This window comes from Nocardiopsis sediminis, assembly GCF_042650565.1.
GTDB lineage: Bacteria > Actinomycetota > Actinomycetes > Streptosporangiales > Streptosporangiaceae > Nocardiopsis_B > Nocardiopsis_B sediminis.
In genome coordinates this window covers 49,725-69,374 of sequence record NZ_JBHSBH010000009.1, presented here as the reverse complement: position 1 = coordinate 69,374, position 19,650 = coordinate 49,725, and the positions used below count along the sequence as shown (strand labels likewise).

Below are 19,650 nucleotides of genomic sequence, written 5' to 3'. Positions count from 1 at the left end.
GGCGGCCGCGCGCCGCGCCGTCCTGCGCCGGAGCGGTATCGGGGGCGGCCCGGCGGGCCTCCACGACCGTGTCGAACAGCGCCAGGGCGACGAGCGCCCCGGCCGCCCACGCCCACGCGTCGGGCACCCCCGAGACCGCGCCGCCGATGGCCACGCCCGCGTAGACCGTGTACTCGCGCAGCCGGCCCAGCACCGCCCGCAGCCAGGTGTCGAGGGCATCGGGGCGGCCGGCGCGCAGCCGCGCCGCGGCGACGTCGGTGAGCAGCATGAGGGCCAGCAGCAGTGAGCCGACGAGGGAGCCGCGCAGCCCGCTCTCCGTGAACCACACGGCGGCCGACACCGCAAGGAAGAGCGCCACCCGGGTGAGGCTCGCCGGGGTGACCCCGCGGCGCTGCGCCCAGTCCAGGACCGGCCGGACCCACCGCCCGGCACCCTGATCGGTGAGTGCGCCGACATCCGCCACGGCCGTGCCCCTCCCACGCGCCCTGTATTGAACGTTCACCCAGGACGGCGCGCACGGCAACCACCGACACACCGATCCCGTGAGACGGCCGGGGCGGGCGGTCCCCGCCCCGCGGCCGGCGGCCCGGCCGCCACAGACCCTATGGGGTGGGCGGCGCCGCCGGAAGGGGGCGGACACGCGTCCGCCCGGCCGGGGAGCGGCCGGGCGGCGGTACAGCGGGGTTGAAAGGGGGGAAGGGCGCGGTCAGGCGGCCTTGCCGTTGCCGTCCTCGCCGGTGGGCTTCTTCTTCTCCTCGGCCGGCTTGGCGGTCTTGGCCTCCTGCTCGGCCTTGACGTCGGCGTTGTAGGCGTCCAGCGCGCTCTGGATGTCGGAGTCCAGGACCAGCGCGCCGTCGCGGACGTAGAGGCCGCGGTTGCAGAAGCGCTTGAGGTCGGACTCGCTGTGCGACACCAGCACCATGGTGCGGTTGTCGGCCAGCATCCGCTTGATGGCGTCGTAGCACTTCTTCTTGAACGCCTTGTCGCCGACCGCGAGCACTTCGTCGACCAGCATGATGGGGTGCTGGAGCTGGGAGATCAGCGCGAACCCCAGCCGCACCTTCATGCCGCTGGAGTAGTGCCGCACCGGCATGTCGATGTAGCCCTCGCGGATGTTGGCGAACTCGACGATCTCGTCGAACTTCTCCTCGATCATCTTGGGGCTCATGCCGTGCAGCGAACCCACCAGCTGGACGTTCTCGCGCCCGGTGAGCTGGTCGTTGAAGCCCGCCCGGAGTTCCAGGAGCGGCGCCACCTTGCCCCGCACCTCGACGCTGCCCTCATCGGGGATGAGGACGCCGGCGATCATCTTCAGCAGGGTGGACTTGCCGGTGCCGTTCTTGCCGACGATGCCCACGCACTCGCCCTGGCCGATCTCGAAGGAGATGTCGCGCAGCGGCCAGAAGTCGCTGCCGGTGGGGTTGGGGTCGCGCTTGTTGCCGTGGATGAACATCTCGCGCAGGCTCCGCTTGCGCCGGCGGTTCATCGCGAACTTGATGCCGAGCCCCCTGGCCTCGATGACCGGCTCCGCCATTACAACTCCTTCAGGACGGACGTTTCCAGTCGGCGGAACGTCGCGTAACCGATGATGAGTGTCAGGACGGCCCCCCCGATCGACGCCACCAGGGTAAAGCCGTTCGGGGCATCGGCCGGGTACCAGACCGCATGGTGCATCTTGAAGATCCCCAGGAGCGGGTTCAGCTGGAACACCGTCTTGAACCAGTCCGGGAACGTCTCCGAGTCGAGTACCAGCGACGACGGGATGATGATGGCCGACGCGTAGAACAGGACCCGGTTCAGGATACGCACGATGCGCTCGACGTCGCGCACCAGCACGTTGACCGATGCCAGCAGCAGGGTGATACCCAGGGAGAACGCGAACTGCACCAGCAGCGCCAGCGGCAGCCACACCAGCAGGCCCATGGCCGAGGTGCGTCCGCCCAGCGCGAACACGAACATCAGCAGGACCGGCCAGGTGAAGAGGTAGTCGACGAACTTGCTCGACACCACCGCCACCGGGAAGATCTCCCGCGGCACCTTCATCGTGGTGATGAGCTTGGCGTGCGAGATGAGCGCCTTGGGCGCCTCGTTCAGCGCCACGCTGAACCACAGCCACGGCAGCAGCCCCGAGATCAGGAACAGCATGTAGCCGCCCGGAGCGTCGTCGCCGCCGGGCACACCCCGGTTGGTGTTGAACACCAGCCCGAAGACGAAGAAGTAGACCCCTGCCATGGCCAGCGGTTCCAGCATGGACCACGCGTAGCCGAGGATCGACTTCTGGTATTTGACCTTCAGGTCACGACGGACCAGAAGACTGACGACCTTCCGGTTCTGCCAGACGGCCAGCGCCCTTGACGCCACCGCCACCTCCTCCGGGGTGAAGTTTCAAACCTCCGCGACCGCGCCGGCGGCGCACGCCGCGCGGTGCGGGCCGAGCAGCCCTCCCCGGCCGGGCACGGGCCCGCGGGGGAGGCGAATGGCGAAGCCCACCACCGCCGGCGACGGGCGGTGGCCAATGGTTCTGGGGATCGGCTGACCAGGAGATCGAACGAGCCGGGACTCTCGTTGAGGGGAGACCACTCCTGGGCTCGGCGGCCCGATCCTGCCATATGTGCGGACCGGGAGACCATTCCGGCGTTCACATTACCGGTGCGTCGGAGGGCCCGGCCCCACCGGACCCTATTGTTCCCTCATTGTTGGCCGACCGCGATACCCGCCGGCCGCGCGCCCCGGGCACGCACGCCGGTCCCCCAGGCGCCGCGCGCCACCGTCCCGCGGCCCGGGCCTGTTCACCCCGGGCCCGTGCGCCCTGGTCCGCTAGCCTCGGCGTGGACGACCCGAGGAGAGATGTTGGACATGCCCCTGGACCCGGCCCCCTCCGCCCCCGCGCCGGGCCGGCCCGGCCGCCCGCACGTGACCGCCGCCGTCCTTGCCGGCGGGGTCGGGGTGCGCATGGGCGGCCCACGGCCCAAGCAGCTGCTGGCGCTGGACGGCCGGTCGGTCATCGAGCACTCCATCGCCGCGTTCTGCGCCGCGCCCGAGGTCGACGACGTGATCGTGCTGATGGTCGCCGACCACATCGCCGAGGTCGAGAAGATCGTCGCGGCCGGCGGCCACGCCAAGGTGTCCGCCGTGCTGCCCGGCGGTGCCACGCGCACCGCGACCTCGGTGGCCGCGCTCGACGCCCTCGCCCACCGCGACGACGGCGACCTCGTGCTGCTGCACGACGCCGTGCGCCCGCTGGTGGACCGGCGCACCATCGCCGAGTGCGTCGCCGCGCTGGGCGAGGCGGGCGCCGTGGGGGTGGCCGTCCCCTCCGCCGACACCGTGGTGGAGGTCACCCAGGCCCCGGGGGGCGCCGAGGTGATCCGCAGCGTGCCGCCCCGCTCCCGCCTGCGCCGCATGCAGACGCCCCAGGGGTTCCGGCTCGGCGTGGTCCGGCTCGCCTATGCCCGCGCGCTGGCCGACCCCGGGCTGGTCGCCACCGACGACTGCGGTGTCGTGCTGCGCTACGTCCCCGAGGAAGAGGTCCGCGTCATCCCCGGCGCCGAGTCCAACATCAAGGTCACCAACCCCGGTGACATCGAGGTCGCCGAGGCGCTGCTGCGCCGCCGGACCGGGGCGGAGTGAGGCGGGGCGATGGGGGTCTTCACCGCGCCCGAGGTCATCGGGCACCGCGGGGCCGGGCGGGGCATCGTCGGCGGGCACCGGGAGAACACCGCCGGCTCCTATGAGGCGGCGGTCCGAGACGGCGCGTCGTGGATCGAGGTCGACGTCCGCCGCAGCGCCGACGACGTGCTGGTCGTCAACCATGACGCCGCGCTGCCCGACGGCCGGGCGATCGTGGACCTGCCCGCACGCGAGTGCGCGGCGCAGGGCCTGCTCACCCTGGAGGAGGCGCTCGACCGCCTGCCCGGCCACATCGGGCTGGACGTCGACGTCAAGACGGTGATGGAGGACGCCACCGACCCGCCGGCGCGGCGCACGGTGGCGCTGCTGCTGCCGGTGCTGCGCCGCGAGGCGGCGCGCCGCCGGGTCTTCGTGTGCTCCTTCGACCCGGGGGTCCTGCTGGCGGTGGGCCGCGAGGCTCCGGACGTGCCGACCGCGTGGATGCCGTTCGTCCGCAACCCGCTGGACCAGGCGGTCGCGGGGGCGGCCGGGATGGGCTGCGCGATCGTCGCGATCGACGCCCGCTCGTTCGGGCTGACCGGCGATGCGCCGCGCCCGGGTCGGCGCTCGGTGGAGTACACGGTCGGCGTCGCCCACCGCGCGGGCCTGGAGGTGGTCTCCTGGTGCCCCGACCCGGTCGATGCCGCCCGGTTCGCCGACGCCGGGGTCGACGCGGTCGTGGTCGACGACGTCCCGGGAACGGTGGCCGCGCTCAAGCAGGCGTGATCGGGGGGCGCTGCCAGGTCGGGGGGCGTCTCAGTGGGCGTCGGCGTTGCGGGCTCGAGCGCTCCGGGAGTCGGCGCCCAGGCCGGGCGGGCTGGTCAGGAACCCGGTGCCCCACGCCATGTGCATGGTGGCCAGGGCCACAGGGACGCTCAGCCGGCCCTTCACGGTGAGGCCGCGGCCCAGCGGCACCGACGCCGCCAGGATCGCCACGACGTAGGCGGCGGGCACCAGCAGCGCCGGCCAGAACACGATGCCCCCGAGCAGCCCTGCGGCGATGCCGAGCACCGCTGCGGGCGGCGCGAGGTAGCGCAGGTTGATGGTGCCCTTGTGCTGGCGGGCCACCACGCGCCGCCAGCGGCCGTAGTGGAAGTACTGCCGGGCCAGCGTCGCCACGCTCGGGCGGGGGCGGTAGGAGACCCGCATGCGCGGCTGGAACCACACCACCCCGCCGGTTGAGCGGATGCGGTGGTTCATCTCCCAGTCCTGGGCGCGCAGGAACGCCTCGTCGTAGCCCTCGACCCGGTCCAGCGCGGAACGCCGGAAGACGCCGAGGTAGACGGTGTCGGCGGGGCCGCCCTCGCCCCCGGTGTGGAAGCGGGCGTTGCCCACCCCGACCTTGGAGGTCATGGCGGCGGCCACGGCCTTCTCCCAGTCGGTCTCGCCCTCGGCGGCCATGATGCCGCCGACGTTGTCGGCCCCGGTCTCCTCCAGGGTCTCCACGGCCACCCGCAGGTAGTCCGAGGGCATCATGGCGTGGCCGTCGATGCGGGCCACGACGGAGTGCGAGGAGGCGCGGATGGCGGCGTTGAGCGCGGCCGGGGTGCGGCCCGTGGGGTTGTCCACGACCTTGATGCGGGGGTCGGCGGCGGCGAGCTCGTCGGCGACCTCGCGGGTGCGGTCCTTGGACGGGCCCACCGCGAGGACCACCTCCAGCTCACCCGGGTACTCCTGGGCGAGCACGTGCCGCACGGCTGCGGCGAGGTGGCGCTCCTCGTTCAAGATGGGCATGACTACCGAAACGGGCGGCCAGGTGGTCACGGGCGATCCAAGGGGTGACAAAGGGCTGGGGTGCAGGGGCAACGCTACTGCACCCCCCGGCCGGGTCCGGACAGGCGCGGCATCCGGTTTCGGCGTCACCGCAGTCCAGGGCCGTTCTCGCCGCGGCGGAGAACCAACCGGCGCCGCCGTTCGTCCAACCTGGTGCAACACGCCGACGAGCGACATTTCGGAGACCCAATGACGGGTCGGGTGACAACCTAGGAGTCTAGGGACCCGGCCCGCCCGGGCGATCCGGAACAGGGGAGGCCACCCAGTGAGCGATCGCACGGGAGACGGCGGCCGGCGTCCGGACCGGCCCGAAGGCGACCCCGAGTTCCGCCGCATGCGCTCCGCCCCCACCCCGCCGGCACCGCCCTCCCCCTCCCCGCAGCGCCCGCGCACGGGTTCCGGGCGCCGTACCGGTGTCGCCGCCCTGCCCGGCCGGCGCGTCCGCCGCAAGCGGGCGGCCGTGCTGGTCTCGGGCGCCCTGTCGGTGCTCGTCCTCCTCGCCTCGGGGACCGCGTGGGCGATCACCGGCTGGGCGTCGGGCCAGCTCAACCGGTTCGACGTCTTCGGCGGGCTGCTCGACGGCGACCGTCCCGACGCCGGCCCCCGCGGCGCGCTCAACATCCTGGTGATCGGCTCCGACGGGCGCGACGACATGGAACGCGGCGCCCAGGACGACCTCGGCGTAGGCCACACGCCCGGGCAGCGCTCCGACACCATGATGCTCGTCCACCTCAACAACGAGCGCGACCGGGTCACCGTGGTCGGCATCCCCCGCGACTCCTGGGTGGACATCCCCGGGCACGGCACCGACAAGATCAACGCCGCCTACGCCTACGGCGGGCCGCAGCTGGCCGTGCAGACGGTGGAATCGGCCACCAACGTGCGCATCGACCACTACATCGAGGTGAACTTCACCGGCTTCGTCGACGTCGTCGACGCGCTGGGTGGGATCGAGGTGTGCCTGCCCGAGGCCATCGACGACCCCAAGGCGAACCTGACCATGGCGGCGGGGACGCACCGGGTCGACGGGCGCGAGGCGCTGGCGTTCGCGCGCACCCGCCAGACCACAAAGGGCGACCTGGACCGCATCGAGCGCCAGCAGCAGGTCATCGCGGCGCTGCTGGACCAGGCGGTCAGCTCCGACACGCTCGGCGACCCGCAGAAGTTCGCGGCGTTCCTCGACTCCGCTCTGGGCTCCATCACGGTCGACGAAGGGCTCGACACCGCCACCATCAACCGGCTCGGCGGGCAGCTGCGCTCCATCGGGCTCGACGACGTCTCGTTCACCCAGGTCCCCATCGCGCAGATGGACTTCTGGACGCCGCGCGGCGACGTCGCCGTCGTCTGGGACGAGGCCGCCGCGGGGGCGATGTTCGCCGACATCGCGGCGGACCGGCCGCTCGGCGCCGACGCCGAGGCGTCGGGGGGCGACGGCGGGCCCGGCGACTCCCCCTCGGGCGGGGACCCCGACGCGGAGGTCGCCCCGCAGGACATCCGGCTCCAGGTCTTCAACGGGATGGGGACCCCGGGGATCGGCGCGCAGGCCCGCAGCGACCTCGCCACCGCCGGGTTCCAGGTGCCGGGCCAGGCCCAGGACTGGTCCAGCCGCAGCGTCCCCGAGACGGTCATCCGCTACGGGCCCGGCGAGGCCGCCGCGGCGCAGACGGTCGCCGACACCGTCCCCGGATCCACCACGGAGGAGGACCCCACGCTGAGCGACGAGCTCCAGGTGGTCCTCGGCTTCAACTACACCGGCGTCGACGCCGCAACGGCCCCCGCCGCCGACCCGTCCACCTCACCGGACACCGGAGGCGGCACGGACGCGCCGGAGACCACCACGGCCCGGGACAACGTGTGCGCCGCGTGAACGGGGGCGTCCGCGGGTAGCCGAACACCGAGGGCGACGACGACAGGAGGGCACAATGCTGCGGCACCTCATCGGGCTGCTGGCCGGGCTGGCGGTCGCACCCCTGCTGTGGATCGGCGTCGCGTGGCCGGCGGGCGAGGTCCAGGGAGCCCTCGCCGACGGCGGGAACGGTATCGGCGCCCCTGCGGTGACCACCGCCCTGGGGGTGCTCATGGCGGTCGGGCTGCTCTGCGGGTTCTTCGCCGGGGCGCGGATCTCGCCGCTGACGGCGTTCGTCCCCGGCGCGCTGCTGCTCACCCTGTGCCTGTGGCCGGTGGTCGACCGGGGGTCGCTGGACGCGGTGCTGCCGTCCGGGATCGACCCCGGATCGGTGTTCCACCCGGTCGGCCCGGCGCTGCCGGTCGCGCTCCCGATCGGAACGCTGCTGCTGGTGTCGTCGGTGATCCCGTCGCGCTGGTCGCGCACCCCGCGCGCCTACGCCCCGCCGCTCACCGAGGCGGCCGCCCACCCTTCGCCGCTCCCCGGCGACGCGCCGCTCCCCGGCGCGGCCCCGCGGAGCGGCTCCCACCGGGGCGACCTCGACCCCGAACGGACCACCACCCCGTTCCAGCGCGACCCCGCCGGCGGCTGGGAACCGGTCCCGCCCGCCCCGGAGAGCGATACCCGGGAGTTCCACCGCCGCGGCCGGCGCTAAGGGTCAGCCGGCGGCGAAGGACAGGCCCCGCGCCGCGAGCTCCGCGCCGAGGATCCGCACCGCTTTGGGGCCCACACCGTGGATCGCAAGGAGGTCCGCGGGCGTGACGCGCGTCAGCTGCTCGTAGCGCGTGTAGCCGTGAGCCGCCAGTTCGCGACGGGCCACCTTGCCGATTCCGTGCGGGAACTCCGTGTCCTCCGCGGCGTCGTGATCCGCCATCTCCGCCCCTCCTGTGTTCCGGTTCGCAGGCCGCCGGCCCTCATCGTGCCCCACGCCGAGGACGACCGGTGCGGACCGGCACGCCGCCCGTCCCCCCGGCCCGCCGTCCCGGCACATCTCATCCCATTCCGGTTCCCATCGTCACGTTCTGGTCTTCGGGCACCCTCGCGGGTTAGCGTGGGAGCCCCCCAGTGCAGTGCCCGGCGACGAGGAGACCGCGCCATGTCCAACGGCTCACGGCACCTGTTCGGATTCCTCCTCGGCATCGCCGCCGTCCCCGTGGCCGGGTTCGGGCTGGCGTGGGCGCCCCATTGGCCATCGGTCTACGGCGTCGGCATCGACGACGTCCCGCGGGTACCGGAGGCGGTCCCGCCGCTGGTCGCGCTCGGGGTGCTCGCCGTGGTCATCGGGTTCCTGACAGGGTCGCGGCTGTCGCCGCTCGCCGCCGCGGTGCCCGGGCTCGCGCTGGCCGCGCTGGGCGTGCTCGACGCCACCCCGTGGCCCGTGCCGGTCGTGCCCGGCTACTTGGAACCGCCCGGCGGCGGCGCACCGTGGTTCCCCTGGGGGCCGCTGTTCATCCTGGTGGGCGGCCTGCTGTTCGCCTCCGCCCTGCCGCCGTCGCGGTGGCGCGCCCGCCACCGCCCCGGCCTCGCCGGGGACGACGACGGCGACGACGACTCCCCCTACCCCGCGGCCCGCCGGTTCGACGGCGACCCGCCCGCTGCCGCCCGGCAGGGCCCGGAGCAGCGCGCATCGCACACCCCGGCCGAGGGGACGCCGATCCGCGACTGGAACACCGCCGCCGGCCGCCCGGCAGGCGAGCCGCCGTGGACCGAGCCGCGGCACCGTAGACTGCGTGGCGGCGACGGCGGCCCGGGGCGCCCCTCCCCCTGACCCGCGGACCGAGCACACGGCCCGGGCGTGCGCGGCCGCGCACGGCGGCACGCCCGAACACCCCGGGTCCGGACGGACGATCCGGTACCGGTGGGTACTCTTGGCGGCGGACTCGACCCGGTGAGCTGTATCCGACCCGGTATCCGCCGGTACCCTCGGCGGCGGACACCGTCCGGCGGGCCGGGTCCTTCCCCTCACGGCGTGCTCCGGCGCCCCGCGCCACGCGGCGTCCCCTCGGGGGGCCGCGGCACGGCGTCCGTGCGCATCCCGCGGGACGATCGCGGCGTTTCGGGTGTTAGCGAACCCGACGCGGGGGGACGCACGATAGAAGACTCAGCGGGTACACACATCTTCACAGGAGACGGCTTCGTCGCGCAGCGCGGCGGCGCGCGCCACCCGGGGCCGTACAGCATCGCGGACACCTACCTCCCGTCCTTGTGACGCGCCGGTAGCATCCCAGGGCCGCGGCAGCGGGGCGACGCGCGCCGATGCGGTCGGCGGCGGCAGCGCAGCAAGGAAGGACGGACGGAGCATTGGTCGCACAGCAGCGCAGCAAGATCTCGGTCATCGGTACCGGGTACCTGGGCGCGACGCATGCCGCGTGCATGGCCGAACTCGGTTTCGAGGTCCTCGGCCTCGACGTCGACTCGGTCAAGGTCGACAGCCTCTCCGCGGGCCGGGTCCCCTTCTACGAGCCCGGGCTGGAAGAGGTGCTGGGCCGCAACCTGGCCAACGGCCGACTGCGCTTCACCACCGACTACCAAGAGGTCGCGGACTTCGCCGACGTGCACTTCATCTGCGTCGGCACCCCCCAGCGCGCCGACTCCAACGCCGCGGACCTGACCTTCGTCAACGCCGCGATCGACGCCCTGGCCCCGCTGCTCACCCGCCCGGCCGTGGTCATCGGCAAGTCCACCGTCCCGGTCGGCACGGCGGCCGTCGCGGCGGCGCGCATCGCCGACCTCGCGCCGGCGGGCGACCAGGTGGAGCTGGGCTGGAGCCCGGAGTTCCTGCGCGAGGGCTTCGGGGTGGAGGACACCCTGCGGCCCAACCGGATCGTCATCGGCGCCGCCCCCGGCTCCCAGCGGGTCGAGGCGGTGATGCGCGAGGTGTCCGGGCAGCAGATCGAGCAGGGCATCCCGTTCCTGGTCACCGACCTCCAGACCGCCGAGCTGGTGAAGGTGTCGGCCAACGCGTTCCTCGCCACCAAGATCTCCTTCATCAACGCCATGGCCGAGGTCTCGGAGGTCGCCGGCGCCGACGTGATCAAGCTCGCCAAAGCCCTGTCCTACGACGACCGGATCGGCGGCAAGTTCCTGGGGCCGGGGCTCGGCTTCGGCGGCGGCTGCCTGCCCAAGGACATCCGGGCGTTCATGGCGCGCGCCGACGAGCTGGGGGTGGAGCCCGCGCTGTCGTTCCTGCGCGAGGTCGACGCCATCAACCAGCGCCGCCGGGCGCGCACCATCGACATCGCGCGCGGGCTGATCGGCGGCAGCTTCGCCGGGCGCACGGTCGCCGTCCTGGGGGCGGCGTTCAAGCCGAACTCCGACGACATCCGCGACTCGCCCGCGCTGGACGTCGCCTCCACGATCTCCTCGCTCGGCGCGGCCGTCACGGTCTACGACCCCGAGGCGCTGGAGAACGCCAAGCGCGCCCACCCCGATCTGGGGTACGCGCACTCCATGCTGGAGGCCGTGCGCGACGCCGAGGTCGTCCTGCTGCTCACCGAGTGGGCGGAGTTCCGCGACGCCGATCCCGACGAGCTGGCGAAGATGGTGCGCGAACGCAAGATCGTCGACGGCCGCAACGCCCTCGACCCCGAGCACTGGCGCGCCCGAGGCTGGACCTACCGCGCCCTCGGCCGCCCGTAGCCGCCGCCCGCTCCACCGCACCGCCGTCCCCGGTCCCCCGCCGGGTCGGAGCGGCGGCCGCGGCGGGGACGGGTCGGGGGAGCACAATGGGGTCATGAGCGACATCAGCGACGACGACATCCGCCAGGTGCTGCGCGAGAGCGAGGTGTGGGCGGTCGTCGGGCTCGGCGACAACCCCGCCCGGCCCGCCTACGGGGTGGCGCGGTTCCTCCAGTCCCAGGGCAAGCGCATCGTCCCCGTCCACCCGAGCGCGGCGACGGTGCACGGGGAGCCGGGCTACCGGACCCTCGCCGAGATCCCGTTCCCGGTGGACGTCGCCGACGTGTTCCGCCGCTCCGAGGACGCCGGGGCCATCGCCGATGAGGCGCTGGCCCGGGACGACATCAGCACCGTGTGGTTCCAGCTCGGCGTGGTCGACGAGGCCGCCGCCGAGCGCGTGCGGGCGGCCGGGCGGACCATGGTCATGGACCACTGCCCCGCGATCGAGTGGCCCCGGCTGCTGGGGTGACGCCCCGGCCGGCCGGGCACGCCGCGGGAACGGCCGGCGCGATGCGGCAGCGGCCGGCCGATCCGCGGGTCACCGGGCCCGGGGGTCACCGGGTCCGGGGCCGACCCCACCGCGACCAGACGTCGGCCGGGACGTGGGCGACCACGTCGGCGAGGGCGTCGAGGAACGGCCTGCCTTCGGGCGGGGCTCCGCTGTCGCCCGTGCAGATGAGGACGTCGCCGTCGAGCACCAGGTCGGTGAAGGCGAACCGGCGGATGTCCTCGCGGACCCCGTCGGCCAGCAGCTCCGTCGCGAACCTGCGGTCCGGGCTCTCCGCGTAAAGGTCGTGCGCCCCGCCCGACCGGTCCTGCACGTACAGGTAGGGCACCCGCACCGGCAGGCCGATCGCGTAGACCACCAGGGCCGTGGCCGGGGCGCCCTGCTCACCGCCGCGCACGTAGTCGAACATGCGGAAGGGGCGGCCCCGGTGCCGCCCGCTGATCTCATTGCGCACCCGGCCCAGCGGCCCGGGCGGCAGGGCGGTGCGCGGCCAGCCGTGGATGGCACGCTGGTGCTGCTCGGTGTAGGCCCAGCCGTGCTCGCGCGCCAGAGCGCGCCGGCTCTCGGCCCGTTCGCGCTCGGCGGGTCCGGCGGGACCGCCGCCGGGCGCCGGCCCGCCCGCGCTCCCCCCGGCCGGGGGCGCACTCTCGGCGGTATCGCCGGACGGCCTCAGAAAGTTCGGGCGTCGTCGCATGCCCGCAGACCTACCCCTGGCACCGCACCCCGAACCGGAGCGCCCGGACCACCGCGCAGGCCGCCCGCCCACCCAGGGGTTGACGTATCGAATATCGATATTTATCGTTTATCGATGTTATCGAAGAACGATATACCATGGAGGCGCACATGACCCCCACCCACAGACCGGCCTCCTGGATCGGCCTCCTCGACGGAACGGTCCGGTTCTTCGTCGCCGGACTCGCGATCATCCTGGGCCTGGTGCTCATCAGCGGGGTCGGCATCATCCTCGGGTTCCCGTTCGCGCTCCAGGACCACGTGATCGACGTGCCGCTGGACGCCGAGGCGGCGCGCACGGTCCCGGACCTCCTGCCGCCGGGAACGGAGCTCTACGGGAACACGCAGGTGGTCGTGGCCGACCCCTCTCCCGTGCAGGCGGCGCTGTGGCTCGTCCTGCACGCGACCGAGGTCTCTCTCTGGCTGGCCGGGGCGGTCCTGCTGAGCCGCACCGTCCGCTCGGCCCGCTGGGAGGGCCCCTTCACCCGCACCGTCGCGCGGCGGCTGCGCGCCCTGGGGATGCTCGCCGTGCTCGGCGGCCTGGGCACGGCGGTACTGAACCTGGGCGTTGGCTCCGCCCTCACCGCGCTCGTCCTGGCGGACGGCGCGTTCTACACGATCGTCGATGTGCCGTTGGCCGTCGTCCTCCTCGGCCTGGCGGTACTCGCGATCTCCGAGATCGTGCACCACGGGGTGGACCTGCGCGAGGACGCCGAGGCAACGATCTGATGACCGGTGCCGACGACGCCGGTGACGCCGTTATCGAAGTGCGGCTGGACGAACTGCTGCGCGAACGGGGCATGACGCTCACCGAGCTGTCACAGCGGGTCCAGGTCACGGTGGTGAACCTGTCGGTGCTGAAGAACGGCCGGGCCAGGGCGATCCGGTTCTCGACCCTGACCCGGCTGTGCGACGCGCTCGGCTGCCAGCCGGGCGACCTGCTCCGCTACCGGCCCAGGCCGAAGCCCATGGACGGGGAGCCGCCGGTGACCTGAGAGCGGAGGCGCTCGCCCTTGGCGTGGGCCTGGGAGCGGAGTTCCTCCTGGAAGGCGCGCATGCGCTCGGTGAGATCGGGGTCGTGGGCGGCGAGCATGCGCACCGCCAGCAGGCCCGCGTTGCGGGCCGCGCCGACCGCGACCGTGGCCACTGGCACTCCGGCGGGCATCTGCACGATCGACAGCAGCGAGTCCATGCCGTCGAGGTAGCGCAGCGGCACCGGCACGCCGATGACCGGCAGCGTGGTCACCGAGGCCAGCATCCCCGGCAGGTGCGCCGCACCCCCGGCGCCGGCGATGACCGCCTTGAGCCCGCGGCCGGCCGCCTCGGTGCCGTAGGCGATCATCTCGTGGGGCATCCGGTGCGCGGAGACGACGTCGGCCTCGTAGGAGACCCCGAACTCCTCCAGGACCGCGGCGGCGTCCTGCATGACGGGCCAGTCGGAGTCGCTGCCCATGACGATGCCGACGGTGGGGGCGGTCTCGGTCACTGCTGGTCTCCCTTGAGGTAGGCGGCGGCGTCGCGGGCGCGTTCGAGCAGGTCGCGGTAGTCGTCGCCGGCGACGTTGACGTGCCCGATCTTGCGGCCGGGACGGACCTCCTTGCCGTAGAAGTGCACCTTCAGCGCGGGGTCCTTGGCCATGACATGAATGTAGCGGCCGTGCACATCGGGGTCGGTGCCGCCGAGGACGTTGGCCATCACGGTGAAGGGCGCGGTGGTGCGCGGCGCGCCCAGCGGGAGGTCGAGCACCGCGCGCAGGTGCTGCTCGAACTGGGAGGTGACCGCGCCGTCCATGGTCCAGTGGCCGGAGTTGTGCGGGCGCATGGCCAGTTCGTTGACGACGACCCCGCCGGCGGTCTCGAACAGCTCCACCGCGAGCATGCCGACCACGCCGAGGGCGTGCGCCAGCTCGATCGCCAGCTCCTGGGCGCGGACGGCCTTGTCCTCGTCGAGCCCGGGGGCGGGCGCGATGACCTCGTGGCAGATGCCGTCGCGCTGGACGGTTTCGACCACCGGGTAGACCGCGATCTGGCCGTAGGGCGAGCGCGCCACCTGCACGGCGAGCTCGCGCTCGAAGGCGACCAGCTCTTCGACGAGCAACGGCACCTCGGCGGCGGCCGCGCGGGCCACCACCCCGGCGGCCTCATCGGCGTCGCGCACGACCCACACGCCCTTGCCGTCGTAGCCGCCGCGCGCCGCCTTGAGCACCACGGGCCAGCCGGTCCCGCCCTGGGCGGGGTCGGCGAACGCCTCGACGTGGGAGGCGGTCGTGACGGCGCGCCAGCGGGGGCAGGGGGCGCCCAGCTCCTCGGCGCGCGTGCGCATGCGCAGCTTGTCCTGGGCGAAGCCCAGCGCGTCGCGGCCGGGCCGCAGGACGGCGCCGGCCTCCTCCAGCTCGCGCAGCACGGGCTCGGGCACGTGCTCGTGGTCGAAGGTGAGGACGTCGCAGGACTTGGCGAAGGCCAGCAGGTCGGGCGCCCCGCGCTCGTCGCCCACGGTGACGCCGCCGGTGACCAGGGACGCGCTGTCGCCCGCCGACGCCGCCAGGACGCGGAAGTCCACCCCAAGGGAGATCCCGGCCTGGTGGGTCATCCGGGCCAGCTGCCCGCCGCCGACCATACCGACGCGGGGTACGGGGCGATTACTCTCGCTCACAGTGCCTCATTCGTTGACTCGCGTGACGGGGGCGGCCGGGGCCGCCGCGGACCCGCCGGGGCATCCCCGAAATTGTAGTGACCACCTGGGCAAAGGATCGGAAACCCCTTGTGCGGACGCTGACAGCTCTCTACCGGCGCTTCTCCCACCTCATCCACGAGATCGCGAAGTTCGGGACGGTCGGGGGCATCGCCTACGTCGTGCAGCTCGCCACGACCAACCTGCTCTGGGCGCTCGGGGTGTCCGCGCTGGCGGGCCAGGCGGCGGGGGTGGTGGTGGCGACGTTCGTGGCGTTCCTCGGCAACCGGTTCTGGACGTTCCGGCACCGCGCGCGGACCGGCCTGGGCCGGGAGTACGCGCTCTTCTTCCTGATGAACGGTATCGGACTGGCCATCCAGCTCGCCTGCGTGGGGGTGGCGGTCTACGGGCTGGGCCTGGACGACCCGCTCTCACGCAACATCTCGGGCAACCTGATCGGGGTGGGCCTGGGCACCCTGTTCCGCTTCTGGTCCTACCGCACGTGGGTGTTCCCGCCGAGCCCCGCCGAGGCGCCCCCGCCCGCCGCCGGCCGGCCGTCATGATGTCCACCGCTGCGGCTCCGGAGCGGGGCGCCGTAATGGCCGCGCCGCCCCCGGTCTTTCGGCCAAGTTACGGTCAAGGAAGGACAGATCCCGGTCGCGGCAGAACGGTTGGCGATTTTTGTCCGAAATGGGGGATGCGTATTTTCGGTCAACCAGGGTCCATACGGCGCGCATAATAGGGAAATGCCCCCGACTCGACTTACGATCGGGTACATGACCTGCGTTTTGCTGGCCGAAGACGATACTTCGATCTCCGAGCCGCTTGCCCGCGCACTGCGCCGCGAAGGGTATACGGTCGATGTGACCGTCAATGGCACCGAGACTCTCGACCGCGCCCGCGCCGGGGATATCGACCTCATGGTCCTTGATCTCGGATTGCCCGAAATGGACGGCCTCGAAGTGGCCCGGCGGCTGCGCGCCGAAGGCCACGGAACGCCGATCCTGATCCTCACCGCGCGCGCCGACGAGGTCGACACCGTCGTGGGGCTCGACGCGGGCGCCGACGACTACGTCACCAAGCCCTTCCGGCTCGCCGAGCTCCTCGCCCGGGTCCGCGCCTTACTCCGCCGGGGCGGCGCCGAGGTGCCCGTGGTGCACGGGGTGCGCATCGACAACGACTCCCGCCGCGCGTGGCTGGGTGACCGCGAGCTCCAGCTCACCACCAAGGAGTTCGACCTCCTGCGGGTGCTGGTGCGCGACGCAGGCAAGGTGGTGACCCGCGAGCAGATCATGCGCGAGGTGTGGGACACCAACTGGTGGGGGTCCACCAAGACGCTCGACATGCACATCTCGTGGCTGCGCCGCAAGCTGGGCGACGATGCCAACCAGCCGTCGTACATCACCACGGTGCGGGGTGTCGGCTTCCGGTTCGAACGCGACTAGCGCGGCCTGCACGCCGTAGCGGGCACCCGCCCGGCCGGGGCCCGCGGCGACAAGGAGTGTCATGCGCCGGCGGATGCTGTTCTCGACCCTGGTGGTCACCGTCATCGCGGTGATGCTCCTCGGCCTGCCGCTGGGCGCGCTCACCTACACGTCGCTCTACGAAGAGAACGTGCGCCAGTTGCAGCAGGAGGCCGGGATCATCGCCGCGGAGGCCGACGTCCAGATCCGCGGCGGCGGTCAGATCGACCGGGCCCAGCTCGCCTCCGCCTACCCGTCGCGGCACATCGAGATCACCCTGCCCAACTCCAGCCGGACCATCGACGCGGGCGGCTGGAAGTTCGACCCCCACAAGCAGCACACGACCACCACCCTGCACGCCTCCGCCACCTCGGGCGGCGGGGTCCGGGTGGAGGTCTGGCGCGACACCGCACGCGTCCAGGAGAGCGTCCTCAACGCCTGGCTCGGCATCGCCTCCCTGTCGCTCCTGGCCATCGGCGTGGCGGTCGGCCTGGCGATGCTCCAGGCGCGCCGGCTCACCCTCCCCCTCGTCGACCTCGCCGCGACCGCCGAGCGGCTGGGATCGGGCGTCACGACCCCGTGGGGGCACCGCTACGGCATCCCCGAGGCCGACCGGGTGGCCGAGGTGCTCGACCGCAGCGCCGAGCGGATCGCCGGGCTCATCGCCACCGAGCGGCACTTCGCCACCGACGCCTCGCACCAGCTCCGCACCCCGCTGACCGCGCTGTCGATGCGGCTGGAGGAGATCATCGCCGAGGCCGACAACCCCGACGTGGTGCGCGAGGAGGGCGAGGCCGCCCTCACCCAGGCCGAACGCCTGGTCGAGACCGTCGAGAGCCTGCTGGGCCGCGCCCGCCAGAGCCAGAACCCCGAGGTCGAGCCGGTGGCGGTCGACGACGTGCTCAAGCAGTTCGTCGCCGAGTGGGCGCCGATGTTCCGCAAGGCCGACCGCCAGCTGAAGCTGACCGGTGAGAAGGGGCTCACGGCCATGACCGTGCCCAACGACCTGGCACAGATCCTGGCCACCCTGGTCGAGAACGCCTACAAGCACGGCGCGGGCACCGTGACCGTGCGCCGGGTCGACGGCGGCACCTCCGTGCGCATCGAGGTCAGCGACGAGGGCGAGGGGATCCCCGAGGAGATCGCAGGCCGGATCTTCGAACGCGAGGTCAGCGGCAACGACGGCACGGGCCTGGGGCTGGCCCTGGCCCGCCACATCGCGGAGTCGGAGGGTGCACGGGTGGAGCTGGTGCGGATGCGCCCCGCGACGTTCGCGCTGTTCCTGCCCCCGCGGGCCGGCGGCCTGTCGAAGGGCGCCGGCCCGTTCTGAGCACACGCCCGCGCACGCGCGGGCCCCGCGGGTCAGTGCCCGCGGTCGATCCACTCCTGGAGATGGGGCAGCTCGGCGCCGATGGTGGTGGAGTCGCCGTGCCCGGTGTGCACGACGGTGTCGCCGGGCAGGGTCAGCAGCCGGTGGCGGATGGAGTCGATGATGGTCGGGAAGTCGGAGAACGACCGGCCGGTGGCCCCCGGGCCGCCCTGGAAGAGGGTGTCGCCGGAGAACAGCACGCCCAGTTCGGCCGCGTAGAGGCAGACCGCACCCGGGGCGTGCCCGGGTGTGTGGATCACCTCGAGCTCCACGCCCCCCGCCTGGAGCCGTTCGCCGTTGAGGAGCGGGGCGTCGGGCTCGCGGTCGGGGTAGACCAGGCTCCACAGTTCGGCGTCGTCGGGGTGGAGCAGGATCGGGACCGGGGTGTCGGAGAGGTCGGCCAGATCCGCCGCGGCGTTGATGTGGTCGTTGTGCGCGTGGGTGCACACGATCGCCATCAGCTCGCGGTCGCCCAGGGCGCGGGCGATCTCCTCGTGGTCGTGGGCGGCGTCGATCACGATCGCGGAGCGTTCGTCGCCGACGATCCACACGTTGTTGTCGACGTCCCACGAGCCGCCGTCGAGGCGGAAGCTCCCCGACGTGACGACCTTGTGGATGGGGGCGGCGGAGGCAGGGGGCATCTAGAGGACCACCACCGAACGGAGAACATCACCGCGGTGCATCTTGTCGAACGCCTCCTCGACGTCGGTCAGGGCGATGCGCTCGGACACGAAGCGGTCCAGGTCCAGCCGCCCTTGCAGGTACAGGTCGATCAGCATGGGGAAGTCGCGGGAGGGCAGGCAGTCGCCGTACCACGACGACTTCAGCGCGCCGCCGCGGCCGAAGACATCGGCCAGGGGCAGGTCGATGGTCATATCGGGGGTGGGCACGCCCACCAGGACGACGGTACCGGCGAGGTCGCGCGCGTAGAACGCCTGGCGGTAGGTCTCGGGGCGGCCGACGGCGTCGATGACGACATCGGCCCCGTTGCCGCCGGTGAGGTCGCGGACCGCCTCGACCGGGGAGCGCTCGCGCGAGTTGACGGTGTGCGTGGCGCCGAAGTCGCGCGCCCACTGGAGTTTGCGGTCGTCGACGTCGACGGCGACGATGGTCGAGGCGCCGGCCAGCCGGGCCCCGGCGATCGCGGCGTCGCCCACGCCGCCGCAGCCGATCACCGCGACGGAGTCGCCGCGGGTGACCCCGCCGGTGTTGATCGCCGCCCCCAGCCCGGCCATGACACCGCACCCCAGCAGGCCGGCGACCTCGGCGCCCGCGGCGGGATCGACCTTGGTGCACTGGCCGGCGGCCACGAGGGTCTTCTCGGCGAAGGCGCCGATCCCCAGGGCGGGGCTGAGCGGGGTGCCGTCGGCCAAAGTCATGGGCTGGGTGGCGTTGGCGGTGTCGAAACAGTATTGGGGGCGCCCGCGCAGGCAGGCCCGGCACTGGCCGCACACGGCCCGCCAGTTGAGGATCACGAAGTCGCCCGGCGCCACTCCCGTGACGCCGTCGCCGACCGCCTCGACCACCCCCGCGGCCTCGTGCCCGAGCAGGAAGGGGAAGTCGTTGTTGATGCCGCCCTGCTTGTAGTGCAGGTCGGTGTGGCACACACCGCACGCCCGGACCTCGACGAGCGCCTCCCCGGGCCCGGGGTCGGGGACGATGACGGTCTCGACCCCCACGGGGTCGCCCTTCTTCCGTGAGACGACGGCCTGGACTTCATGCGCCATTGCGGCTCCTTGTGACGGGTCACGATGGTCGTGGTTCCCAACATGCCCGATCCCGGTGCCGCACGGAAGGACTTTCTGCCCGACTGTGGATACGTCGCGGCGAGCCGACGAGCGAGCGGAGGCGGCGCTGCCCACCGCCGAAGGCCCCTCCGCTG

The 19,650-nt window shown here is 73.0% G+C and carries 21 protein-coding genes; 12 read left to right on the top strand and 9 right to left on the bottom strand.

Going from position 1 to position 19,650, the window contains the following annotated elements; translation table 11 throughout:
- Window positions 1-706: 706 nt before the first annotated feature.
- Window positions 707-1,534 carry an ABC transporter ATP-binding protein gene (locus ACFOVU_RS14105; protein ID WP_378533694.1) on the bottom strand — a complete coding sequence of 276 codons (828 nt, stop codon included), beginning with the start codon at window positions 1,532-1,534 and terminating at the stop codon, window positions 707-709.
- The gene (locus ACFOVU_RS14100) at window positions 1,534-2,361 is read right to left on the bottom strand and encodes an ABC transporter permease (protein ID WP_378533692.1); all 828 of its coding nucleotides are present in this window, start codon (window positions 2,359-2,361) and stop codon (window positions 1,534-1,536) included. Before ACFOVU_RS14100 ends, ACFOVU_RS14105 begins: the two co-directional genes overlap by 1 nt.
- 495 nt (window positions 2,362-2,856) lie before the next feature.
- Between ACFOVU_RS14100 and ACFOVU_RS14095 the strand changes: the two genes are divergently transcribed.
- Entirely contained in the window at window positions 2,857-3,630 is a 774-nt protein-coding gene (locus ACFOVU_RS14095) for an IspD/TarI family cytidylyltransferase (protein WP_378533690.1), read from the top strand.
- 9 nt (window positions 3,631-3,639) lie between these two features.
- A complete protein-coding gene (locus ACFOVU_RS14090) occupies window positions 3,640-4,395 on the top strand; it encodes a glycerophosphodiester phosphodiesterase (protein WP_378533688.1) in 756 nt (251 codons plus the stop codon).
- 30 nt (window positions 4,396-4,425) lie between these two features.
- Here the strand turns inward: ACFOVU_RS14090 and ACFOVU_RS14085 are convergent, their stop codons facing one another.
- The gene (locus tag ACFOVU_RS14085; RefSeq protein ID WP_378533686.1) at window positions 4,426-5,433 is read right to left on the bottom strand and encodes a glycosyltransferase family 2 protein; all 1,008 of its coding nucleotides are present in this window, start codon (window positions 5,431-5,433) and stop codon (window positions 4,426-4,428) included.
- Between the two features lie 274 nt (window positions 5,434-5,707).
- On the opposite strand from ACFOVU_RS14085, the gene ACFOVU_RS14080 reads away from it, so the two are divergent.
- On the top strand, window positions 5,708-7,309 hold the full coding sequence (locus tag ACFOVU_RS14080; RefSeq protein ID WP_378533684.1) for an LCP family protein: 1,602 nt from the start codon (window positions 5,708-5,710) through the stop codon (window positions 7,307-7,309).
- Window positions 7,310-7,364: 55 nt separating this feature from the next.
- Window positions 7,365-8,003, top strand: a complete 639-nt coding sequence (locus tag ACFOVU_RS14075) for a hypothetical protein (protein WP_378533682.1) — start codon at window positions 7,365-7,367, stop codon at window positions 8,001-8,003.
- A gap of 3 nt (window positions 8,004-8,006) precedes the next feature.
- On the opposite strand, the gene ACFOVU_RS14070 is transcribed toward ACFOVU_RS14075, so the two are convergent.
- A complete protein-coding gene (locus tag ACFOVU_RS14070; RefSeq protein ID WP_378533681.1) occupies window positions 8,007-8,222 on the bottom strand; it encodes a hypothetical protein in 216 nt (71 codons plus the stop codon).
- Between the two features lie 222 nt (window positions 8,223-8,444).
- On the opposite strand from ACFOVU_RS14070, the gene ACFOVU_RS14065 reads away from it, so the two are divergent.
- The 3 genes from ACFOVU_RS14065 (at window position 8,445) to ACFOVU_RS14055 (ending at window position 11,495) form a co-directional block, all read left to right on the top strand.
- On the top strand, window positions 8,445-9,116 hold the full coding sequence (locus ACFOVU_RS14065) for a hypothetical protein (protein WP_378533679.1): 672 nt from the start codon (window positions 8,445-8,447) through the stop codon (window positions 9,114-9,116).
- 533 nt (window positions 9,117-9,649) lie between these two features.
- The gene (locus tag ACFOVU_RS14060) at window positions 9,650-10,987 is read left to right on the top strand and encodes a UDP-glucose dehydrogenase family protein (protein ID WP_378533677.1); all 1,338 of its coding nucleotides are present in this window, start codon (window positions 9,650-9,652) and stop codon (window positions 10,985-10,987) included.
- Between the two features lie 94 nt (window positions 10,988-11,081).
- The gene (locus ACFOVU_RS14055) at window positions 11,082-11,495 is read left to right on the top strand and encodes a CoA-binding protein (RefSeq protein ID WP_378533675.1); all 414 of its coding nucleotides are present in this window, start codon (window positions 11,082-11,084) and stop codon (window positions 11,493-11,495) included.
- Between the two features lie 85 nt (window positions 11,496-11,580).
- Here the strand turns inward: ACFOVU_RS14055 and ACFOVU_RS14050 are convergent, their stop codons facing one another.
- A complete protein-coding gene (locus ACFOVU_RS14050) occupies window positions 11,581-12,228 on the bottom strand; it encodes a hypothetical protein (protein WP_378533673.1) in 648 nt (215 codons plus the stop codon).
- A 149-nt stretch (window positions 12,229-12,377) separates the two neighbouring features.
- On the opposite strand from ACFOVU_RS14050, the gene ACFOVU_RS14045 reads away from it, so the two are divergent.
- Together ACFOVU_RS14045 and ACFOVU_RS14040 are read left to right on the top strand one after the other, a co-directional pair.
- Window positions 12,378-12,995, top strand: a complete 618-nt coding sequence (locus ACFOVU_RS14045; RefSeq protein WP_378533671.1) for a DUF2975 domain-containing protein — start codon at window positions 12,378-12,380, stop codon at window positions 12,993-12,995.
- Window positions 12,995-13,261: a helix-turn-helix domain-containing protein gene (locus ACFOVU_RS14040; protein ID WP_378533669.1), complete on the top strand. Its 267-nt coding sequence runs from the start codon at window positions 12,995-12,997 to the stop codon at window positions 13,259-13,261. The genes ACFOVU_RS14045 and ACFOVU_RS14040 overlap by 1 nt, the downstream gene beginning before the upstream one ends.
- On the opposite strand, the gene purE is transcribed toward ACFOVU_RS14040, so the two are convergent.
- Entirely contained in the window at window positions 13,213-13,752 is a 540-nt protein-coding gene (purE, locus tag ACFOVU_RS14035) for a 5-(carboxyamino)imidazole ribonucleotide mutase (RefSeq protein WP_378533667.1), read from the bottom strand. The two genes, ACFOVU_RS14040 and purE, sit on opposite strands and share 49 nt — an antisense overlap.
- Entirely contained in the window at window positions 13,749-14,882 is a 1,134-nt protein-coding gene (locus ACFOVU_RS14030; protein ID WP_378534047.1) for a 5-(carboxyamino)imidazole ribonucleotide synthase, read from the bottom strand. The genes purE and ACFOVU_RS14030 overlap by 4 nt, the downstream gene beginning before the upstream one ends.
- 146 nt (window positions 14,883-15,028) lie before the next feature.
- Between ACFOVU_RS14030 and ACFOVU_RS14025 the strand changes: the two genes are divergently transcribed.
- The 3 genes from ACFOVU_RS14025 (at window position 15,029) to ACFOVU_RS14015 (ending at window position 17,729) form a co-directional block, all read left to right on the top strand.
- Window positions 15,029-15,499, top strand: coding sequence for a GtrA family protein (locus ACFOVU_RS14025; protein WP_378533665.1), 471 nt, complete (start codon window positions 15,029-15,031; stop codon window positions 15,497-15,499).
- Window positions 15,500-15,712: 213 nt separating this feature from the next.
- Window positions 15,713-16,381, top strand: a complete 669-nt coding sequence (locus ACFOVU_RS14020; protein ID WP_378533663.1) for a response regulator transcription factor — start codon at window positions 15,713-15,715, stop codon at window positions 16,379-16,381.
- 61 nt (window positions 16,382-16,442) lie between these two features.
- Window positions 16,443-17,729 carry a sensor histidine kinase gene (locus tag ACFOVU_RS14015; protein ID WP_378533661.1) on the top strand — a complete coding sequence of 429 codons (1,287 nt, stop codon included), beginning with the start codon at window positions 16,443-16,445 and terminating at the stop codon, window positions 17,727-17,729.
- 32 nt (window positions 17,730-17,761) lie between these two features.
- Here ACFOVU_RS14015 and ACFOVU_RS14010 read toward each other — a convergent pair whose 3' ends face one another.
- Both ACFOVU_RS14010 and ACFOVU_RS14005 read right to left on the bottom strand, forming a co-directional pair.
- Entirely contained in the window at window positions 17,762-18,409 is a 648-nt protein-coding gene (locus ACFOVU_RS14010) for an MBL fold metallo-hydrolase (protein WP_378533659.1), read from the bottom strand.
- Window positions 18,410-19,495: an S-(hydroxymethyl)mycothiol dehydrogenase gene (locus ACFOVU_RS14005; protein ID WP_378533657.1), complete on the bottom strand. Its 1,086-nt coding sequence runs from the start codon at window positions 19,493-19,495 to the stop codon at window positions 18,410-18,412.
- Window positions 19,496-19,650: the final 155 nt, after the last annotated feature.

Excerpts from the sequence above, each read along its gene's own strand:
- ACFOVU_RS14095 (WP_378533690.1), top strand. The coding sequence starts at position 2,857 with ATGCCCCTGGACCCGGCCCCCTCCGCCCCCGCGCCGGGCCGGCCCGGC.
- ACFOVU_RS14045 (WP_378533671.1), top strand. The coding sequence starts at position 12,378 with ATGACCCCCACCCACAGACCGGCCTCCTGGATCGGCCTCCTCGACGGA.
- ACFOVU_RS14090 (WP_378533688.1), top strand. The coding sequence starts at position 3,640 with ATGGGGGTCTTCACCGCGCCCGAGGTCATCGGGCACCGCGGGGCCGGG.
- ACFOVU_RS14065 (WP_378533679.1), top strand. The coding sequence starts at position 8,445 with ATGTCCAACGGCTCACGGCACCTGTTCGGATTCCTCCTCGGCATCGCC.
- ACFOVU_RS14030 (WP_378534047.1), bottom strand. The coding sequence starts at position 14,882 with ATGGTCGGCGGCGGGCAGCTGGCCCGGATGACCCACCAGGCCGGGATC.
- ACFOVU_RS14055 (WP_378533675.1), top strand. The coding sequence starts at position 11,082 with ATGAGCGACATCAGCGACGACGACATCCGCCAGGTGCTGCGCGAGAGC.
- ACFOVU_RS14075 (WP_378533682.1), top strand. The coding sequence starts at position 7,365 with ATGCTGCGGCACCTCATCGGGCTGCTGGCCGGGCTGGCGGTCGCACCC.
- ACFOVU_RS14015 (WP_378533661.1), top strand. The coding sequence starts at position 16,443 with ATGCGCCGGCGGATGCTGTTCTCGACCCTGGTGGTCACCGTCATCGCG.
- ACFOVU_RS14040 (WP_378533669.1), top strand. The coding sequence starts at position 12,995 with ATGACCGGTGCCGACGACGCCGGTGACGCCGTTATCGAAGTGCGGCTG.
- ACFOVU_RS14010 (WP_378533659.1), bottom strand. The coding sequence starts at position 18,409 with ATGCCCCCTGCCTCCGCCGCCCCCATCCACAAGGTCGTCACGTCGGGG.
- ACFOVU_RS14005 (WP_378533657.1), bottom strand. The coding sequence starts at position 19,495 with ATGGCGCATGAAGTCCAGGCCGTCGTCTCACGGAAGAAGGGCGACCCC.
- ACFOVU_RS14050 (WP_378533673.1), bottom strand. The coding sequence starts at position 12,228 with ATGCGACGACGCCCGAACTTTCTGAGGCCGTCCGGCGATACCGCCGAG.
- ACFOVU_RS14070 (WP_378533681.1), bottom strand. The coding sequence starts at position 8,222 with ATGGCGGATCACGACGCCGCGGAGGACACGGAGTTCCCGCACGGAATC.
- ACFOVU_RS14105 (WP_378533694.1), bottom strand. The coding sequence starts at position 1,534 with ATGGCGGAGCCGGTCATCGAGGCCAGGGGGCTCGGCATCAAGTTCGCG.
- ACFOVU_RS14020 (WP_378533663.1), top strand. The coding sequence starts at position 15,713 with ATGACCTGCGTTTTGCTGGCCGAAGACGATACTTCGATCTCCGAGCCG.